This window comes from Yersinia ruckeri ATCC 29473 (assembly GCF_000754815.1).
Classification (GTDB): domain Bacteria; phylum Pseudomonadota; class Gammaproteobacteria; order Enterobacterales; family Enterobacteriaceae; genus Yersinia; species Yersinia ruckeri.
The window spans coordinates 2,180,732-2,196,451 of the sequence record NZ_KN150747.1 but is presented as its reverse complement, the minus strand read 5'-3'; the positions used below and the strand labels follow the sequence as shown (position 1 = coordinate 2,196,451).

Here is a 15,720-nt window from a genome sequence, read left to right as displayed (position 1 = left end):
AAACGACTACACTGTTCAACCCTCATACAGAGAGCGGGATCGAAAACACTCACTGTATGCCCGTTAAACTGGGCATTGGTACTGAGAAGCAGTCATTGGGATTTGTTTCACTCGCAGTGACAACACAGAGGATTAGTGATGAATACACCAGACACAACTGGGAAGAGCCCTGCCGATATCAGCGCCGAGTTCCCCGCCATTTTTGCCTTGGTCAATCGTCTTAGCAGCGCGTTGGATAGCTCCATAAATGGAAAAGATCGCAGCGTACTGGTAACCGAGCTTTCACAACTGACCTTTTCTGATATTCCAGAACCGGAACGAACCTTGGTCACCGAGTTGCTCAAACGCACTATAACCACCCTCGACCAGGCTTAATTGCCGTATTTCTCCCACTCCACTGCGTCATGGGTGGTGTGGGTGAATACCCTCGTATTCTTCCCGCCAGAACTGCCCAGCGCTATGTTCCCTGAATAAGATAAACTTTTTTATTTCTAACTGACGAAGATAAACCGTTAAAAAAATGCGGATTTAACGTCTTGAATTAGGTCATATCTTTCATAATAAACCGCGCTTTTCTGTGTATAATTAACTCGTTTATCCATATCCCGTTATTTATCCACTAACCAGGAGATCCGCCACCGTGGACGCGACCACTATCAATAGTCTCTTTTTGATCGGCGCAGTATTGGTGGGCGCAAGTATTTTACTCAGTTCACTGTCATCACGTTTGGGCATTCCAATTTTGGTTATCTTTCTTGCCATTGGTATGTTGGCAGGCGGCGATGGGATTGGTGGGATTCCTTTTGATAATTATCCAGCTGCTTATTTGGTCAGTAATCTGGCTTTAGCCGTCATCCTGCTAGATGGCGGAATGCGCACCCGCGCCTCATCGTTCCGCGTGGCACTGTGGCCTGCACTCTCACTGGCAACCGTTGGTGTCATGATTACCGCCGGGTTAACCGGCCTGGCTGCCGCCTGGTTATTTGATCTGGATATTATTCAGGGAATGTTGATTGGTGCGATCATCGGCTCCACCGATGCCGCAGCGGTGTTCTCCTTGTTAGGCGGCAAAGGCCTAAACGAACGCGTCAGCGCCACGCTAGAGATTGAATCTGGCAGTAACGATCCTATGGCGGTATTCCTCACCATTACGCTGATTGCCATGATTTCCGCTGGTGAAACCAGCCTGAGCTGGATGTTTATCGTGCATTTACTCCAGCAATTCGGCCTGGGTATCGTCATCGGGCTGCTCGGTGGCAGTCTGTTATTATTACTGATTAACCGTATCGAACTGGCCAACGGCCTATATCCATTGCTGGCCGTCAGCGGCGGTATTCTTATTTTTGCGCTAACGACCGCACTCAACGGCAGCGGTATTCTGGCCGTTTATCTGTGTGGTCTGATGCTTGGCAACCGGCCAATTCGCAACCGTTCAGGTATTTTGCAAACCTTTGACGGGCTGGCGTGGCTTAGCCAAATCGGCATGTTCCTGGTACTCGGCCTGTTACTTAATCCCAGTGATTTACTGCCTATTGCCATTCCGGCGCTAATTCTGTCACTTTGGATGATTCTGTTTGCCCGCCCGCTCTCCGTTTTTATCGGGCTATTGCCTTTCCGCAGTTTTAACCTGCGTGAGCGCATCTTTATTTCTTGGGTCGGTCTACGCGGCGCAGTACCGGTTATCTTAGCGGTATTTCCGATGATGGCAGGTCTACCAAACGCCCATCTGTTTTTCAATGTGGCATTCTTTGTGGTTCTGGTCTCTCTCCTGCTACAAGGTACTAGCCTGTCCTTTGCCGCCAGAAAAACCAAACTGGTAGTACCGCCAGCGCTGGCACCGATTTCCCGCATTGGGCTGGATATTGATATGAACCGCCAGTGGGAACAGTTCATTTATCAGCTTAGTTCGGAAAAATGGTGTATTGGTGCGGCGCTACGCGACCTGAAGATGCCGCAGGGAACCCGAATTGCCGCGTTGTTCCGTGGCAAAGACCTCCTGCACCCAACCGGTAGCACCCGTTTAAAAGAAGGCGATATTCTGTGTGTTATTGGCCAGGAACATGATTTACCGGCATTGGGTAAACTATTCAGCCAATCGCCAACGATCACATTGGATGAGCGTTTCTTCGGTGATTTCATTCTGGAAGCCGATGCAAAACTCGAGGATATCTCGCAAATATATGGCCTTAATCTGAAAGAAGGGGTCGATGGCCAGCAAACTTTGGGGAACTTTGTTATCTATCTATTAGGTGGCGAACCGGTTATTGGTGACCAGATCGAATGGGATGGATTAACCTGGACTATTGCCGAAATGGATGCTGACCACGTCAGTAAGGTTGGGGTGAAAATTATTACCGATAAAGCCTAATCTCTGCCACAGGCAATTGCACTCTGCCTGTGGATTCTCCCAATCGCCTCCATCCATGTCTGCTGCGTTAGCCATTTAATTGAGAGTTTAGTGATTTGAATGGCAAGAATCTAACCTGACCGGCCAAAAAACCGGTCAAACAACCAGTGAAACCATTAAATGACTGGGCAAAGTCGCTGGAAAGTTTATCCCATTCATGAGTCAAGAGAACCCAATACAAAAATGCTGTGTTCCCCCGCACTAACAGTACGAATAATAAACTATATTTTATAGTGGCTATTAATAGCTATACCGAACCAGCCTTGTTCTCTGCTTTTATTTGCTCTGAGGTAATAAAAATGGAATCAATTCCTACCAGAGATTTATCAAAAAAACCACCCAACCCACGCCGGTCGTTACTAAAAGCCGCTATCGGTATGTCGGTGCTAAGTATCACTGGAGTCATAGGCTTAGCTAGCCCCGGAATAACCTTCGCCGCAGCATTAACCAAAGAAGAACGCGACAAACTGACACCCGATCAAATCATTCAGGGATTGAAAGATGGGAATAGCCGTTTCCGCAGTGGCAAAATGCAGCAACATGATTATCTGGCACAGAAGCGCGCCAGTGCCAGCGGGCAATTTCCTTCAGCGGTGATTCTGAGTTGCATTGATTCCCGCGCTCCGGCTGAAATTATTTTCGATACTGGTATCGGTGAAACTTTTAATGGTCGCGTTGCCGGCAATATCGCCAATAATGATTTACTGGGTAGTCTTGAATTCGCCTGCGCTGCAGCCGGAGCCAAAGTCGTGTTAGTGCTAGGGCACAGCGCCTGTGGTGCCATTCGTGGAGCGATTGATAATGTGGAGTTGGGGCATTTAACCGGTTTATTAGACCAAATTAAACCGGCGATTGCCGCCACAGAATATAGTGGTGATCGGTCAGGTAAAAACTATGATTTTGTCGACGCAGTAGCAAAAACCAACGTCCTGAATACCATCAAAAATATCCGCGAGCGCAGTGATATTCTGCGTGGGCTAGAGAACGAAGGAAAAATCAAAATTGTTGGCGCAATGTATCAGCTAAATGGCGGTATGGCGGAATTTATCAGCTAACAATCAGTACCGCTGATATTGCCAATGAACAACCTATGTCCCGGAGGACGTCACCCACATAATTAACTTATTGTTATGTGGGTGAAACGAGTCGTTTACCTAACACATTACACCATTGATAACCTGCTGTTCTTTTAGCCCGTTCTTCTAGCCGAATCCCAGAAACTACCCCACCTAACATCTGGATAAGTCATTTTTAAAACCCCATAGATAGATAATCCAGGCAGAATGGCAAAAACCATCATTGACGTCATATTTAGGAAGTATTTTCGTATCAGATTGAAGTTACACGCTAAGAGACTGTGAGGTATTGAGGTATTGAGGTATTGAGGTATTGAGGTATTGAGACATTAATAGGAAGTGATGGCGGAGGAGGAGAGATTCGAACTCTCGAACGGTTTCCCGTCGACGGTTTTCAAGACCGTTGCCTTCAGCCACTCGGCCACCCCTCCGCAATGAGGCGCACTATAAACATCACGACATAGCTTGTAAAGTCTGATTTGGTTTAATTGAGCAAAAATTCATCGTCACCGAGGCAAGCGTCGAATTAATCATCATCCCGATAAAAAAATATCGTTTCATCGTCAAGATATGGGTATCGCACCAGCAACTGTCCATCACAGACATTTTTGGGATACAGCGGAATATTTGCTAAATTAGCCGCTGATTTTGTTTTTTTTGAATAATCGAGGCCGTATGTTGGAGTTTGAAGGGCGGATAATTGATACCGATGCTCAGGGTTACCTGAAAAATAGTGATGACTGGTCTGAAGCACTCGCGCCAATTCTTGCCGCGCAGGAAGAGATCACATTAACCGAGCCGCACTGGGAAGTTATACAATTTGTTCGGGCTTTTTATCAGGAGTTCAATACCTCCCCCGCTATTCGCATGCTGGTCAAAGCCATGTCGCAGAAATACGGCGAAGAAAAAGGGAACAGCCGCTACCTGTATCGCCTTTTCCCGAAAGGCCCTGCGAAACAAGCGACCAAAATTGCAGGTTTACCTAAACCGGTAAAATGCATCTGATACAATTATTCCCATACTACCACTGGCCCCTGCGGCCAGTCGGTTTAATAACGAATCTTAAAGCCATCGAATACTTCTTCAGCCCGGGGTTCTATCAGCACCCGATCCACCCGAGCCTGTCGTGGCCCCCCTTGTCGCAGCCAGGTTAGCAGTTGCTCTATTGCCTCCACATCACCGCAGGCAACGACCTCTACGCCACCGTCATCCATATTTCTTGCATACCCGGTAATATTGCGGAGGGTCGCTTGATGTTGAGTACTAAAACGAAAACCCACCCCCTGAACTACGCCATATACATAGGCTGCAATGCAAACAGTTGGCATCATCATCTCCTCATTTCAGATTATTTATGCCGTTTTACCCCCGAGTTAGACCACATTTCTGGGCCACTCTACGTTTAACTACCTGACTGCTTACAAACCATGACAATGAGCTCTCAGGTGGGGAAGACAGGTAGTAGAGTAAATAATACACTAACCTTTCCCGCCATTTCCCCACAAATGGGGGCCATTCACTGGCCGCATTCAAAACAGCCGAGGTAGTGAGCTGATTGATATTACTATATGATGACCACCTATTTTTTGATCGATAATGACTTATTGATCCCAACGAATTGATTATAAAAGATTATTATGAACCGTTTATTTCTAGCCAAAGGACGCGAAAAGTCCTTGATTCGCCGTCATCCGTGGGTATTTTCCGGTGCCGTTGAACGTATTGAAGGCAAGCCGTTACCAGGCGAAACCATTGATATTATGGACAGCCAAGGCAAATGGCTGGCTCGCGGTGCCTACTCGCCAGAATCTCAGTTACGTGCCCGTGTCTGGACATTCATGCAGGATGAGTCCATCGATAACGCCTTCTTTATCCGACGGCTGCAACGTGCACAAAGCTGGCGCGATTGGATCGCCCAGCGTGATGGATTAGACAGTTATCGCCTGATCGCCGGTGAGTCTGATGGTTTACCCGGTGTGACTATCGATCGTTTCCAAAACTTCTTCGTACTGCAATTATTGTCTGCCGGTGCTGAATATCATCGCGAAGCGCTGGTTGCGGCATTACAGCATTGCTACCCAGATTGCTCTATTTACGATCGTTCCGATGTATCAGTGCGTAAAAAAGAAGGCATGGAACTGACCCAAGGCCCAATTCTCGGCGATATTCCACCAGCTCTACTGCCGATTCAGGAACACGGAATGAAACTGTTGGTTGATATCCAACAGGGCCATAAGACCGGATTTTATCTGGATCAACGTGACAGCCGTCTAGCGGCACGTAACTACGCCAAAGGCCGCCGGGTTCTGAACTGCTTCTCATACACTGGAGCCTTCGCGGTTGCTGCGTTAATGGGCGGATGTGAGCAGGTTATCAGCGTGGATACTTCTCAGGCAGCGCTGGATATTGCCAAACAGAATGTGGAATTAAACCAGTTGGATCTGAGCAAAGCAGAATTTATTCGCGACGATGTCTTCCAATTGCTGCGTCATTACCGCACGCAGGGTGAGAAATTCGACATGATCATCATGGATCCGCCGAAATTCGTTGAAAATAAAAACCAGTTAGCCAGTGCCTGTCGTGGTTATAAAGATATCAATATGTTGGCGCTACAACTGCTGCGTCCCGGCGGTATTTTACTGAGCTTCTCCTGTTCAGGTTTAATGCCAAACGATTTGTTCCAGAAAATTTTGGCGGATGCCGCGCTAGATGCAAGTTGTGATATACAATTTGTAGAGCAGTTCCGTCAGGCAGCCGACCATCCCGTCATTGCGACTTATCCGGAAGGTTTGTACCTGAAAGGATTTGCTTGTCGGGTGATGTAACTTGAAATGTTCTGCACTGCCCTCATATATGAAGGCAGTGTAATGTTTTTCAGGAGGTTACCATGATCGCCAGCAAATTCGGTATTGGTCAGCAGGTTCGTCACAAACTGCTCGGCTTTTTGGGGGTAGTTATTGATATTGACCCCGAATACTCCCTAAACCAACCTCAACCTGAAGACGTCGTCAACAGCGATACCCTGCGTCTGGCTCCTTGGTACCACGTGGTGATGGAAGATGATGAAGGCCAGCCGATACATACCTATCTGGCAGAAGCACAGTTAACCTATGAAACGCAGGACGCACATCCTGATCAACCGTCTCTGGATGAATTGGCGGTATCAATACGTGATCAATTACAGGCACCGAGATTACGTCATTGACCGTCAACTAACGAAGCCGAATACCCCGGAAAAACCTGGCTTTGGCGTCAGGTTTTTTTATTGGTTTTTTGCGTTGACCTCGCTAACCCACCACTGGCAACATTTTTTACATCAAAAAATACCCAGCCATTGAAAGGACACTTTAGCTGGGACACAAAAAATAGTTTTTATTTCTCCAAACCCAACCGTGGAATCTCAATCTTCGGACAACGATCCATGATCACTTTAATGCCAGCATCGGCAGCCAGCACCGCAGCTTGCTCGTTAATCACGCCAATTTGCAGCCACAGGACCTTGGCACCGATGGCAATGGCTTCCTGCGCAATCACATAAGCAGCATCAGCATTACGGAACACATCCACCATATCCACCGGATGAGGAATATCAGCCAGTTGACCGTATGCCAATTGCCCCTGTAGAGTTTGCCCCGCCAGCTTTGGGCTGATAGGAATCACCTGATAACCTTGAGAAAGCAGATAAGCCATCACGCCATAGCTTGGACGTCCAGGATTATTACTGGCACCCACTAATGCGATTGTTTTGGTTTTTTTGAGTACCTCAGCGATTTCGTTGTCATGCATATTTCCGTTCCTCTGATGTGCATAAATAGAACTTATCAGACTCATGCCAATCCCAATGGGGTATAAGCCGTTGTCGATTAACTAAGTGTATATCATCTGGCAACGCGACAAAAAAGAATGGTATCCAATTGACTTTGTTTAACTTCTGTCAAGCTGGTAACGGTTAGATTAGATTGATTTTTCTTTTAAATTCAAAAATATAAATACAATCATATAATACAAAAAATTTCGAAATGTAATTATAATGATGGAATGGATAATCTTTGACGCATCAGCTTGCTTATCTAACAACACAGATAACGGGTAAAAGGAGTGAAACATGAAAATCGGTCTTATGGCTATGGGAGTTTTGATCGCCTGCTTAAGTGCCTCTACCTTAGCAACGACATTAAAACTGTCACCTGAGATTGACTTACTGGTTGTTGACGGTAAGAACATGTCCGGCTCATTGCTCAAAGGTGCTGACAGCTTGGAACTGAACAGTGGACAACATCAGATTTTGTTCAAGGTTGCCAAAAATCTGTCAGATGATGCATCGGCTCAAATATTTTACACTTCACCACCGTTGGTCGTAGTATTTAACACCCATAACGTTAAATCTGTAGCCATTCGCCTACCCGCTATTGCTAACCCACGGGAAGGACTGAAGTTTACTCGCAATCCCATCTATCAGTTAGTTGATCACAACACTCACATTTTACCGGTTCGTTCGGATGTTTTACACCCGGAAGACTTGAGCAACAGCCCATCACTGGAAAACCTGATGGCGCTGTATAATCTGGGCAACCATAAAGCATCGGTTCCATCTTTCGCATCTATTCCGCCATCGACCACCAGCGCGGTACCGGGAACCACTCTACCGGCAGTAGGCAGTAATATAACGGATAAAACCACCCGGTTGAATGGCGAAAATGTTTCCGAGCAAATGCTGCAATATTGGTTTCTTCAGGCGGATAAAGACACCCAAAAACGCTTCCTGGACTGGGCAAAAAAATACGCAGAAAAATAAAGTTCTCACATTATATCCAATTAAAAAATCAGGTTTTTTGCTGCCCTTCGCATTTTCTTGCGTTACCGCTATGAACTGAAACCCAGTTTCAGTAATCTGTTGGGAAAATCTCGGTTATTTAAGGATTGCTCATGGAACTGACCACCCGTACCGTTGCGGCGAGAAAACATATTGCACTTGTCGCCCACGACCATTGTAAAAAATCATTACTTGCCTGGGTTGAAGGAAACCGCGATCTACTGGCAAAACATGAGCTTTATGCCACAGGCACTACTGGGAATTTAGTGCAACGAGCCACAGGAATACCGGTTCACAGCATGTTGAGTGGCCCGATGGGCGGTGATCAGCAAGTTGGCGCGCTGATTTCCGAAGGCAAGATTGATATGCTGATCTTTTTTTGGGATCCATTGAATGCCGTTCCTCACGATCCCGATGTTAAAGCCTTACTGCGTTTAGCCACCGTATGGAATATACCGGTTGCCACCAACCGCTCAACAGCAGACTTTCTGGTCTGTTCATCTCTATTTGAACAAGAAGTCGAGATTACCATTCCCGACTATCAACGCTATCTGCAAGACCGTCTGAATTGACATCCTCCCCGCCCTAAATGAACTGACCCCCATAAAGGGCGAGGATCTCTACAGCGTTCAGACCAGAGTCTAGCTCACCTCGGGTAAGTTTATGTCCCAGTGTTTTTCTGTCACTGGGACATAGCGTTAACATCAAGGTTTCTTCTGTACCGGTACACCTATTTCATGTAATTGGCTGACAAAAACCGAAGGACGCTCGCCATCCTGTAGTAACCATACCTGATGTTTAGCTCGCGTCATGGCCACATAAAGTAACCGCCGCTCTTCCGCATCAGGAAAATCTTCCGGCTGAGGCAAAAGCACCTCTTCCAGCACCGATTCTCTCGCCTGTGCCGGGAATCCATCGTTACCCTGATGCAAACCAGCAATAATCACATAATCCGCCTGCTGACCTTTACTGGCATGAATAGTCATAAAATCTATATTTAGCTTAGGCCAGCGGGTTTTTGCCTTCTGTAAAATATCGGGACGCAAATGATGATAGCGAGCCAGAATCATTATCCGCTCGTTATCTTTGGCATAACCACTGAGCTTATCCAGTAACGGCTCCAACTGTTCCTGCGGCAAAATCGTCACTGATTTTTTGTTGCCCTTGGTCAGACTGTTTAGCGGTTTCTTTAACTGGTAGGGATTTTGTTGGATAAACTGGTTGGCAATTTCACCAATACGATCGTTGAAGCGGTAAGTCGTATCCAGCGCACACTCTGCACCCTCTCCAAAATTGTGGCTAAACGCAGTCGTCAGCGAGAGTTCTGCACCACTAAACCGGTAAATAGCCTGCCAGTCGTCGCCCACGGCAAACAGCGCCGTTTGGGTATTTTGCTGGCGTAAAGCGGACAACAACTGCGCCCGTTGCGGCGAAATGTCCTGAAACTCGTCTACCAAAATATGTTTCCATGGGCTGACAAAACGGCCTTTTGCCAAAAGATTCACCGCTTGATGAATCAAACCGGAGAAATCAACCGCCCCTTCCTCTTTTAAGGCATTTTTCCAGACTTTTAGTAAAGGAGCCATTAACCGAACACGTTTTTGGAATAAATCGCGCACTTCGTCGTCAGCCTGTTCAATCATTTCTGCCTGACTGCCGCCGTGCATTCGCATCAGCCCAAGCCAACGTTCTAAACGCCCAGCCAATCGAGCTGCCAGACGTTTATCCTGCCAGAAGTTGCCGTCGCCGACATCCCATTCCAATTCTTCCGTTAGCCATTGTCGCCACCCTTTGGCCTGCGCTTTTTTCTCGCTGCATTGCTGCTGCCAGCTTTTGATCAACAGTGTGCGTCGCGCCTCGCTATCAGACTCCAATTTACTGATAACTGGCACTTTCCGACTGCCTTGCTGAATGATTTGCAGCGCCAGAGCGTGGAAAGTTTTAGCCTGAATACCGTCCACACCCAATTGCTGCTTAATTCTAGCGTTCATTTCGTCAGCCGCCTGTCGCCCAAATGCCAGCAACAAGATTTGATCTGGCTGAGCCTCCTGACGGCGTAATAACCATCCGGCTCTCGCCACCAACACCGAGGTTTTACCACTGCCAGCACCCGCCAGTACCAACACCGAATCCTCGCCATTGACAACAGCCCGGCACTGAGAATCATTCAGCGGCGAGGTTTCCACCTGCTGGAAAAATTCGCGGTGCTGCTCCAGCATTCGGTCAGTCCATTGCCGATTACGCATGACAACACTGCGGTGACCTTGATCCAGCCAACGCAGACAAAGGGCATAATCTTCACGGCAACACTCAAACTCACTCAGGCGTTCCACTGGTATTGGTAATGCGCTGAAAGCCTGTTTGATATTCTCTTGCAATTGCGCCAATTCAGTTCGCTTGAACCATTTATCCTGCTGTTCTATCTTCCTGATTGCCACTACCTGAGTTTGTAGTACCTCGGCACTGATCAAACTCATTTCCTCGCTCCATTGCTGCCAGATACCCAATAGATAATGGTAAAAACGCTGGGTTTCTTGCCACTCGGTACCATGCAGCCGAACCACTTGCTGCTCAGGCAGTTCAAATTCTAGCTCACCCCAAACAATTCCTCGTTTACATTGGATGTTGACCAACTGATTAAACGGGATCAAATACTGGTGTTTATCACCGCTCACCTCAATGCCCGCATTCAATAAACGCACCCGGTTATAAGGATGTTGTGCCAAATGCTTGCCGAAAGATGTCGCTTTAAGTTCCATATACATGCGCCATAGCTAGTATTGAGTGAGTATCGATATCAAAATAAAGTGTAAATAAAATAATTGAGTTTAAACAGCAGGTATCAGATAGTTTACGAGTTATTGTCAAAAACACGTAATAATGGGAAAAGTGATAATCTTTACGTTCACCCGCATCGCGGTTCTTCAATTTTATCAGGCAGATTAATCACTATGCGCACTGCATTGAACATCTTGAATTTTGTTTTAGGCGGCTTCTTCACAACGCTTGCCTGGCTGCTCGCTACCTTAGTCAGCGCGCTATTAATCGTTACCTTACCATTAACCCGCTCCTGCTGGGAAATAACCAAGCTCTCATTCCTGCCTTATGGCAATGAGGCGATCCATGTCAATGAATTATACCCGGAAAAAAGTAATGCTTTACTAACAACCGGCGGTTCTCTGTTGAACATTATCTGGTTTATTTTGTTTGGTTGGTGGCTGTGTATTTCACACATTCTCGCCGGGATTGCCCAGTGTTTAACCATCATCGGCATTCCTGTTGGTATCGCTAATTTTAAAATTGCAGCGATTGCCCTATGGCCGGTAGGTCGCCGGGTGGTTTCGGTTGAAATGGCGCAACAAGCCAGAATCGAGAATGCCAAACGTCATTATCAACAACGTTGATGAGCATCCGCTGACAAAGCAGTTTATAGGCAGATGAGTAACGTATTCCTATGAGCTAGCGGCGCTATTGAGGCACAGTAACACGATAAAAGGTACGTCCAGACTGGCTTTGTCAGCATTACGTTCAGTACGTTGATTTTTCTCCGTTTTAGGGATTTTTTGTGCTCACTTTTGTTTCTGATTTACGCCGCTACGCCTATAACAGCAGTTTTCTGTATTACGTCCGTATTTTTATCGCTCTGACGGGTGCCACTATTGTGCCTTGGTGGATTGAACAGCCTAAACTCACTATTCCGCTAACATTGGGCGTTGTTGCCGCAGCCCTAACCGATTTAGACGATCGCTTAGCTGGCCGTTTGCGCAATCTGCTCATTACGCTAGTCTGTTTTTTCGTGGCCTCGGCATCGATTGAACTGCTATTCCCCTACCCATGGTTCTTTGCCATCGGTCTGACTTTTTCGACCTGTGGATTTATTCTGCTGGGCGCACTCGGGCAGCGCTATGCCACCATTGCGTTTGGCGCATTGTTGATTGCCATCTACACCATGCTGGGCACCACAATGTACAGCATCTGGTATGAGCAACCGTTGTTACTGATATTAGGTGCCATCTGGTACAATTTATTAACACTATCTGGCCATTTGATTTTTCCTATCCGCCCGTTGCAGGACAATATGGCACGCTGTTATCAGCAGTTGGCTCGCTATCTGGAAGCCAAAGCCAATCTGTTTGACCCAGATATTGAAGACGACGTAAACCAGCCGCTGATTGATGTAGCTATGGCCAATAGCGAGTTGGTCGCGACACTCAATCAGGCTAAAGCATCATTAGTCACTCGTCTAAAAGGTGACCGCGGCCAGCGAGGAACTCGCCGGACACTGCATTATTACTTTGTCGCTCAGGATATTCATGAGCGTGCCAGTTCATCCCATGTGCAATACCAAAGTTTGCGGGAAAAGTTTCGGTTTAGCGACGTGCTATTCCGCTTCCAACGGTTATTAAGCATGCAGGCTCGTGCCTGTCAGCAATTATCCCAATCCATTTTATTACATCAGAAATATCAACACGATCAGCGTTTTGAGCGAGCATTTACTCATTTGGATGCTACCTTGTCACGAATGGCAGAAAATCATGAGAATAGCCAACAAGCCAAAGCGCTGTCCTATTTGCTACGCAATCTGCGAGCGATTGATGCCCAGTTAGCGGGTATCGAATCTGAGCAGGTACTGGCTGATGGCCCACAGCCTGACAATATGCTTGCCGATGATCGTATTACTGGCTGGAGCGACATCTGGCTGCGCATCAACCGGCACCTGACACCGCAGTCCGCTCTGTTTCGTCATGCAGTGCGAATGTCCATCGTACTGTGTATTGGCTATGCCTTTATCCAGCTAACCGGTATGCAACACGGTTATTGGATACTGCTCACCAGTCTGTTTGTTTGTCAGCCCAACTATAACGCTACCCGCCGCCGTCTGGCGCTGAGAATTATTGGTACGCTGGCCGGTATTCTGATTGGTTTACCTATTCTTTACTTTGTGCCATCTATCGAAGGGCAACTCATCCTGATCGTGATTACCGGAGTCTTGTTCTTTGCCTTTCGTAACGTGCAGTACGCCCATGCCACTATGTTTATCACCCTGCTGGTTTTACTGTGTTTCAATCTTCTGGGGGAAGGATTCGAGGTCGCCGCACCGCGCGTGATTGATACCTTGTTAGGCTGCGCTATTGCCTGGATTGCCGTAACCTTTATCTGGCCCGACTGGAAATTCCGCCACTTACCCGCCGTAATCCACAAAACCTTCAACGCCAACTGTCGCTATCTGGATGCCATTCTGATGCAGTATCACCAGGGAAAAGACAACGGATTGACCTATCGTATTGCTAGACGTGATGCCCATAATAGTGATGCTGAACTGGCATCCGTGATTTCCAATATGTCGGCGGAACCCAAAAATAATCGCGAAACACAAGATGCGGCATTCCGTCTGCTTTGCCTGAATCACACCATGCTAAGTTATATTTCTGCACTGGGTGCTCATCGCGAAATGCTAGCCAACCCCGTGATCCTGGAATTGCTGAATGACGCAATTTGCTATGTTGAGGCCGCTCTTAGCGAAGAGCCAGTAGACAATTCGCGCATGGAGCGGGCTTTTAGTGCACTTGCTACCCGTATCGAACAAACCACTCCCGATCCAGAAAACAAAGAACCCTTGGTGTTGCAGCAAGTTGGATTATTACTCGGGCTACTGCCTGAACTCTCGGCCTTAAATAAGCAGATTGGTCAACAGGGTTAATCCTCCATTCGGGCTGGTTCAAAATCCGGTCCGAATTCAATTATCATACTGAGGCCTGCCTACTGAACCAACGTCACGGAACCATTGTAAAAGTTCATTTTTGATGCCTTGAGGTAATACGGCATGATGATCTCCGCTAATCGCTCCCGCTAGCGATAACAAAATATTTACACCAAGCGCACTTTTTAACGCTTTCAATTTCAGGTAGCTACATTTCGCCCCTTCGGTTCTCAGTTCATCCGCATTCTTGATACCCACTTTCCACAGCAGCCGCTCCAGACCCGCACTCAAGTTAGGAAGATCCTTGAGCCTGGTCGTTTTCTGATTTTTGCTATTCAGGTCATCCTCTGCGCCTTGATAGGCCAGATAAGCAAACTGGGTGAGCGTTTCATCATCTTCCCACAGCTCAGGCGCTATCCAGTAATAACGCAGAGCGACTGGAATCCCGCGTTTGGCATAAACCAGGCTGTGCATGCCGTACGAACGAAATAAACATTCGGCGCACTGGCTGGCTCGCAAATACATCTCACCTTCCGACACCAGTGCAAACATGATGCCGTTAGCCAACACCCCATAACCGCCAAACTGGGAACGAAAGGTGATCTGACCGAGATATGCGAATCGAATCTGAGCTTGGGCAATCCTTTTTTCTGATAAGTGCTTCATTACTACTCCTTTAGTAAATGCTTAGCCTATAGTCCTAACTTCGTTGTAATAAGTGTAAGAGGAACAACTAATTGCAAAAATACGCAATATGAATCGACTATCCAATTACAAAATTGCTTTGCATGAATTTTCATCACAATTTTGCGAAGCAGTTTGAAAAATTAGGTTGATCTTCCATCAAACACCCATTACTGTATATTCATACAGTATCACTACGGGCAGGAAATCACATGCAGACTCTCTCACTTAAAACTCATCGCTCCAATCGTCATTCTTTTTCTGCTAATTCATTAGCAACGAAAACCGGTGCATCCATGGATAGCGGGCTTATCAGTGAAGTGGTTTACAGTGAAAATCAGCCCGCAGTCGCTCAGTTACTTGTTCCTTTACTCCAACAACTCGGTAAACAGGCGCGCTGGCTGCTATGGTTAACACCACAGCAAAAACTCAGTCGCTTATGGCTCGAACAAGCGGGTTTACCCGTTGATAAAGTGGTGCAGCTAAACCAGATAAATGCCATCTCTACGGTTGAAGCGATGGAAAAAGCGCTATCGACAGGAAATTACAGCGTCGTGCTCGGTTGGCTACCGGATTTGTCTGATGAGGATCGGCTAAGACTGCGTTTTGCTGCCGAGCAGGGGAATGCATATGGGTTCATTATGCGTCCGCAAAATGACACAAGATCGAATGAAGGACAGTGCGCAACGTTAAAAATTCATTCTAATTTGTATCATTAAGTAAATTTAGGATTTATCCCATGAAATTTAACGTGAATTACATGGGAACCTCGGTAAGTTGGCACAAAGCGAGTCATTCTGCGGCTTACAGCATAAAATAACGCGCAAAAAACGCTCAATTTCACACTAAAAATGTTAAAAAAATACCCTGTTTTCGCTTTTTTTTCAGGCAGTTTATCACATCACACTTGTAACTTTCTCACCACGTTGTAGACTTTACTTCGCTAAGGTTGCTCTAAAAGGCCAAATTAAACTGGCAGCGTAATTAACGGGAGCAGTTTAAACCTTAACGAAGAATTTTAACCAAGGGCTTGGCTTTA

The 15,720-nt window shown here is 46.7% G+C and carries 15 protein-coding genes and 1 tRNA gene; 11 read left to right on the top strand and 5 right to left on the bottom strand.

The annotated features are described in order from the left end of the window. Nucleotides 1–138: 138 nt before the first annotated feature. From DJ39_RS09740 to DJ39_RS09730, 3 genes are all read left to right on the top strand, one after another. Nucleotides 139–375 carry a hypothetical protein gene (locus DJ39_RS09740; RefSeq protein WP_004718957.1) on the top strand — a complete coding sequence of 79 codons (237 nt, stop codon included), beginning with the start codon at nucleotides 139–141 and terminating at the stop codon, nucleotides 373–375. Nucleotides 376–640: 265 nt separating this feature from the next. After that, on the top strand, nucleotides 641–2,368 hold the full coding sequence (locus DJ39_RS09735) for a potassium/proton antiporter (RefSeq protein ID WP_038241590.1): 1,728 nt from the start codon (nucleotides 641–643) through the stop codon (nucleotides 2,366–2,368). Nucleotides 2,369–2,706: 338 nt separating this feature from the next. Continuing rightward, complete coding sequence (locus DJ39_RS09730) at nucleotides 2,707–3,462, top strand: carbonic anhydrase (protein WP_049687757.1); 756 nt, start codon at nucleotides 2,707–2,709, stop codon at nucleotides 3,460–3,462. Between the two features lie 364 nt (nucleotides 3,463–3,826). Here the strand turns inward: DJ39_RS09730 and DJ39_RS09725 are convergent. Then, nucleotides 3,827–3,914: transfer RNA gene (locus DJ39_RS09725), tRNA-Ser, on the bottom strand. 244 nt (nucleotides 3,915–4,158) lie between these two features. Between DJ39_RS09725 and tusE the strand changes: the two genes are divergently transcribed. Then, the gene (tusE, locus tag DJ39_RS09720; protein WP_004718948.1) at nucleotides 4,159–4,488 is read left to right on the top strand and encodes a sulfurtransferase TusE; all 330 of its coding nucleotides are present in this window, start codon (nucleotides 4,159–4,161) and stop codon (nucleotides 4,486–4,488) included. Nucleotides 4,489–4,532: 44 nt separating this feature from the next. Here tusE and yccX read toward each other — a convergent pair whose 3' ends face one another. Continuing rightward, complete coding sequence (gene yccX, locus DJ39_RS09715; RefSeq protein WP_038241587.1) at nucleotides 4,533–4,811, bottom strand: acylphosphatase; 279 nt, start codon at nucleotides 4,809–4,811, stop codon at nucleotides 4,533–4,535. Nucleotides 4,812–5,117: 306 nt separating this feature from the next. Between yccX and rlmI the strand changes: the two genes are divergently transcribed. Next, nucleotides 5,118–6,308, top strand: coding sequence for a 23S rRNA (cytosine(1962)-C(5))-methyltransferase RlmI (gene rlmI, locus DJ39_RS09710; RefSeq protein WP_170854675.1), 1,191 nt, complete (start codon nucleotides 5,118–5,120; stop codon nucleotides 6,306–6,308). 62 nt (nucleotides 6,309–6,370) lie between these two features. Further along, on the top strand, nucleotides 6,371–6,688 hold the full coding sequence (gene hspQ / locus DJ39_RS09705) for a heat shock protein HspQ (protein WP_004718942.1): 318 nt from the start codon (nucleotides 6,371–6,373) through the stop codon (nucleotides 6,686–6,688). Nucleotides 6,689–6,855: 167 nt separating this feature from the next. Here hspQ and DJ39_RS09700 read toward each other — a convergent pair whose 3' ends face one another. Beyond that, a complete protein-coding gene (locus DJ39_RS09700) occupies nucleotides 6,856–7,269 on the bottom strand; it encodes a CoA-binding protein (RefSeq protein ID WP_004718940.1) in 414 nt (137 codons plus the stop codon). Nucleotides 7,270–7,588: 319 nt separating this feature from the next. On the opposite strand from DJ39_RS09700, the gene DJ39_RS09695 reads away from it, so the two are divergent. Together DJ39_RS09695 and DJ39_RS09690 are read left to right on the top strand one after the other, a co-directional pair. Next, on the top strand, nucleotides 7,589–8,278 hold the full coding sequence (locus DJ39_RS09695) for a DUF2057 family protein (RefSeq protein ID WP_004718938.1): 690 nt from the start codon (nucleotides 7,589–7,591) through the stop codon (nucleotides 8,276–8,278). Nucleotides 8,279–8,409: 131 nt separating this feature from the next. Next, nucleotides 8,410–8,868 (top strand): methylglyoxal synthase, encoded by a 459-nt coding sequence (locus tag DJ39_RS09690; RefSeq protein WP_004718935.1) that lies wholly within the window; start codon nucleotides 8,410–8,412, stop codon nucleotides 8,866–8,868. A 132-nt stretch (nucleotides 8,869–9,000) separates the two neighbouring features. Here DJ39_RS09690 and helD read toward each other — a convergent pair whose 3' ends face one another. Then, entirely contained in the window at nucleotides 9,001–11,055 is a 2,055-nt protein-coding gene (gene helD / locus DJ39_RS09685; RefSeq protein ID WP_038241584.1) for a DNA helicase IV, read from the bottom strand. Between the two features lie 192 nt (nucleotides 11,056–11,247). Here helD and DJ39_RS09680 point away from each other — a divergent pair, with 192 nt between their 5' ends. Next, nucleotides 11,248–11,700: a YccF domain-containing protein gene (locus DJ39_RS09680; RefSeq protein WP_004718932.1), complete on the top strand. Its 453-nt coding sequence runs from the start codon at nucleotides 11,248–11,250 to the stop codon at nucleotides 11,698–11,700. A 161-nt stretch (nucleotides 11,701–11,861) separates the two neighbouring features. Next, nucleotides 11,862–13,997, top strand: coding sequence for a YccS family putative transporter (yccS, locus tag DJ39_RS09675; protein ID WP_004718930.1), 2,136 nt, complete (start codon nucleotides 11,862–11,864; stop codon nucleotides 13,995–13,997). A 36-nt stretch (nucleotides 13,998–14,033) separates the two neighbouring features. On the opposite strand, the gene DJ39_RS09670 is transcribed toward yccS, so the two are convergent. Then, complete coding sequence (locus DJ39_RS09670) at nucleotides 14,034–14,663, bottom strand: TfoX/Sxy family DNA transformation protein (protein ID WP_038241578.1); 630 nt, start codon at nucleotides 14,661–14,663, stop codon at nucleotides 14,034–14,036. 230 nt (nucleotides 14,664–14,893) lie between these two features. On the opposite strand from DJ39_RS09670, the gene sulA reads away from it, so the two are divergent. Then, nucleotides 14,894–15,400: an SOS-induced cell division inhibitor SulA gene (sulA, locus tag DJ39_RS09665; protein ID WP_004718927.1), complete on the top strand. Its 507-nt coding sequence runs from the start codon at nucleotides 14,894–14,896 to the stop codon at nucleotides 15,398–15,400. The last annotated feature ends 320 nt before the right edge of the window (nucleotides 15,401–15,720 follow it).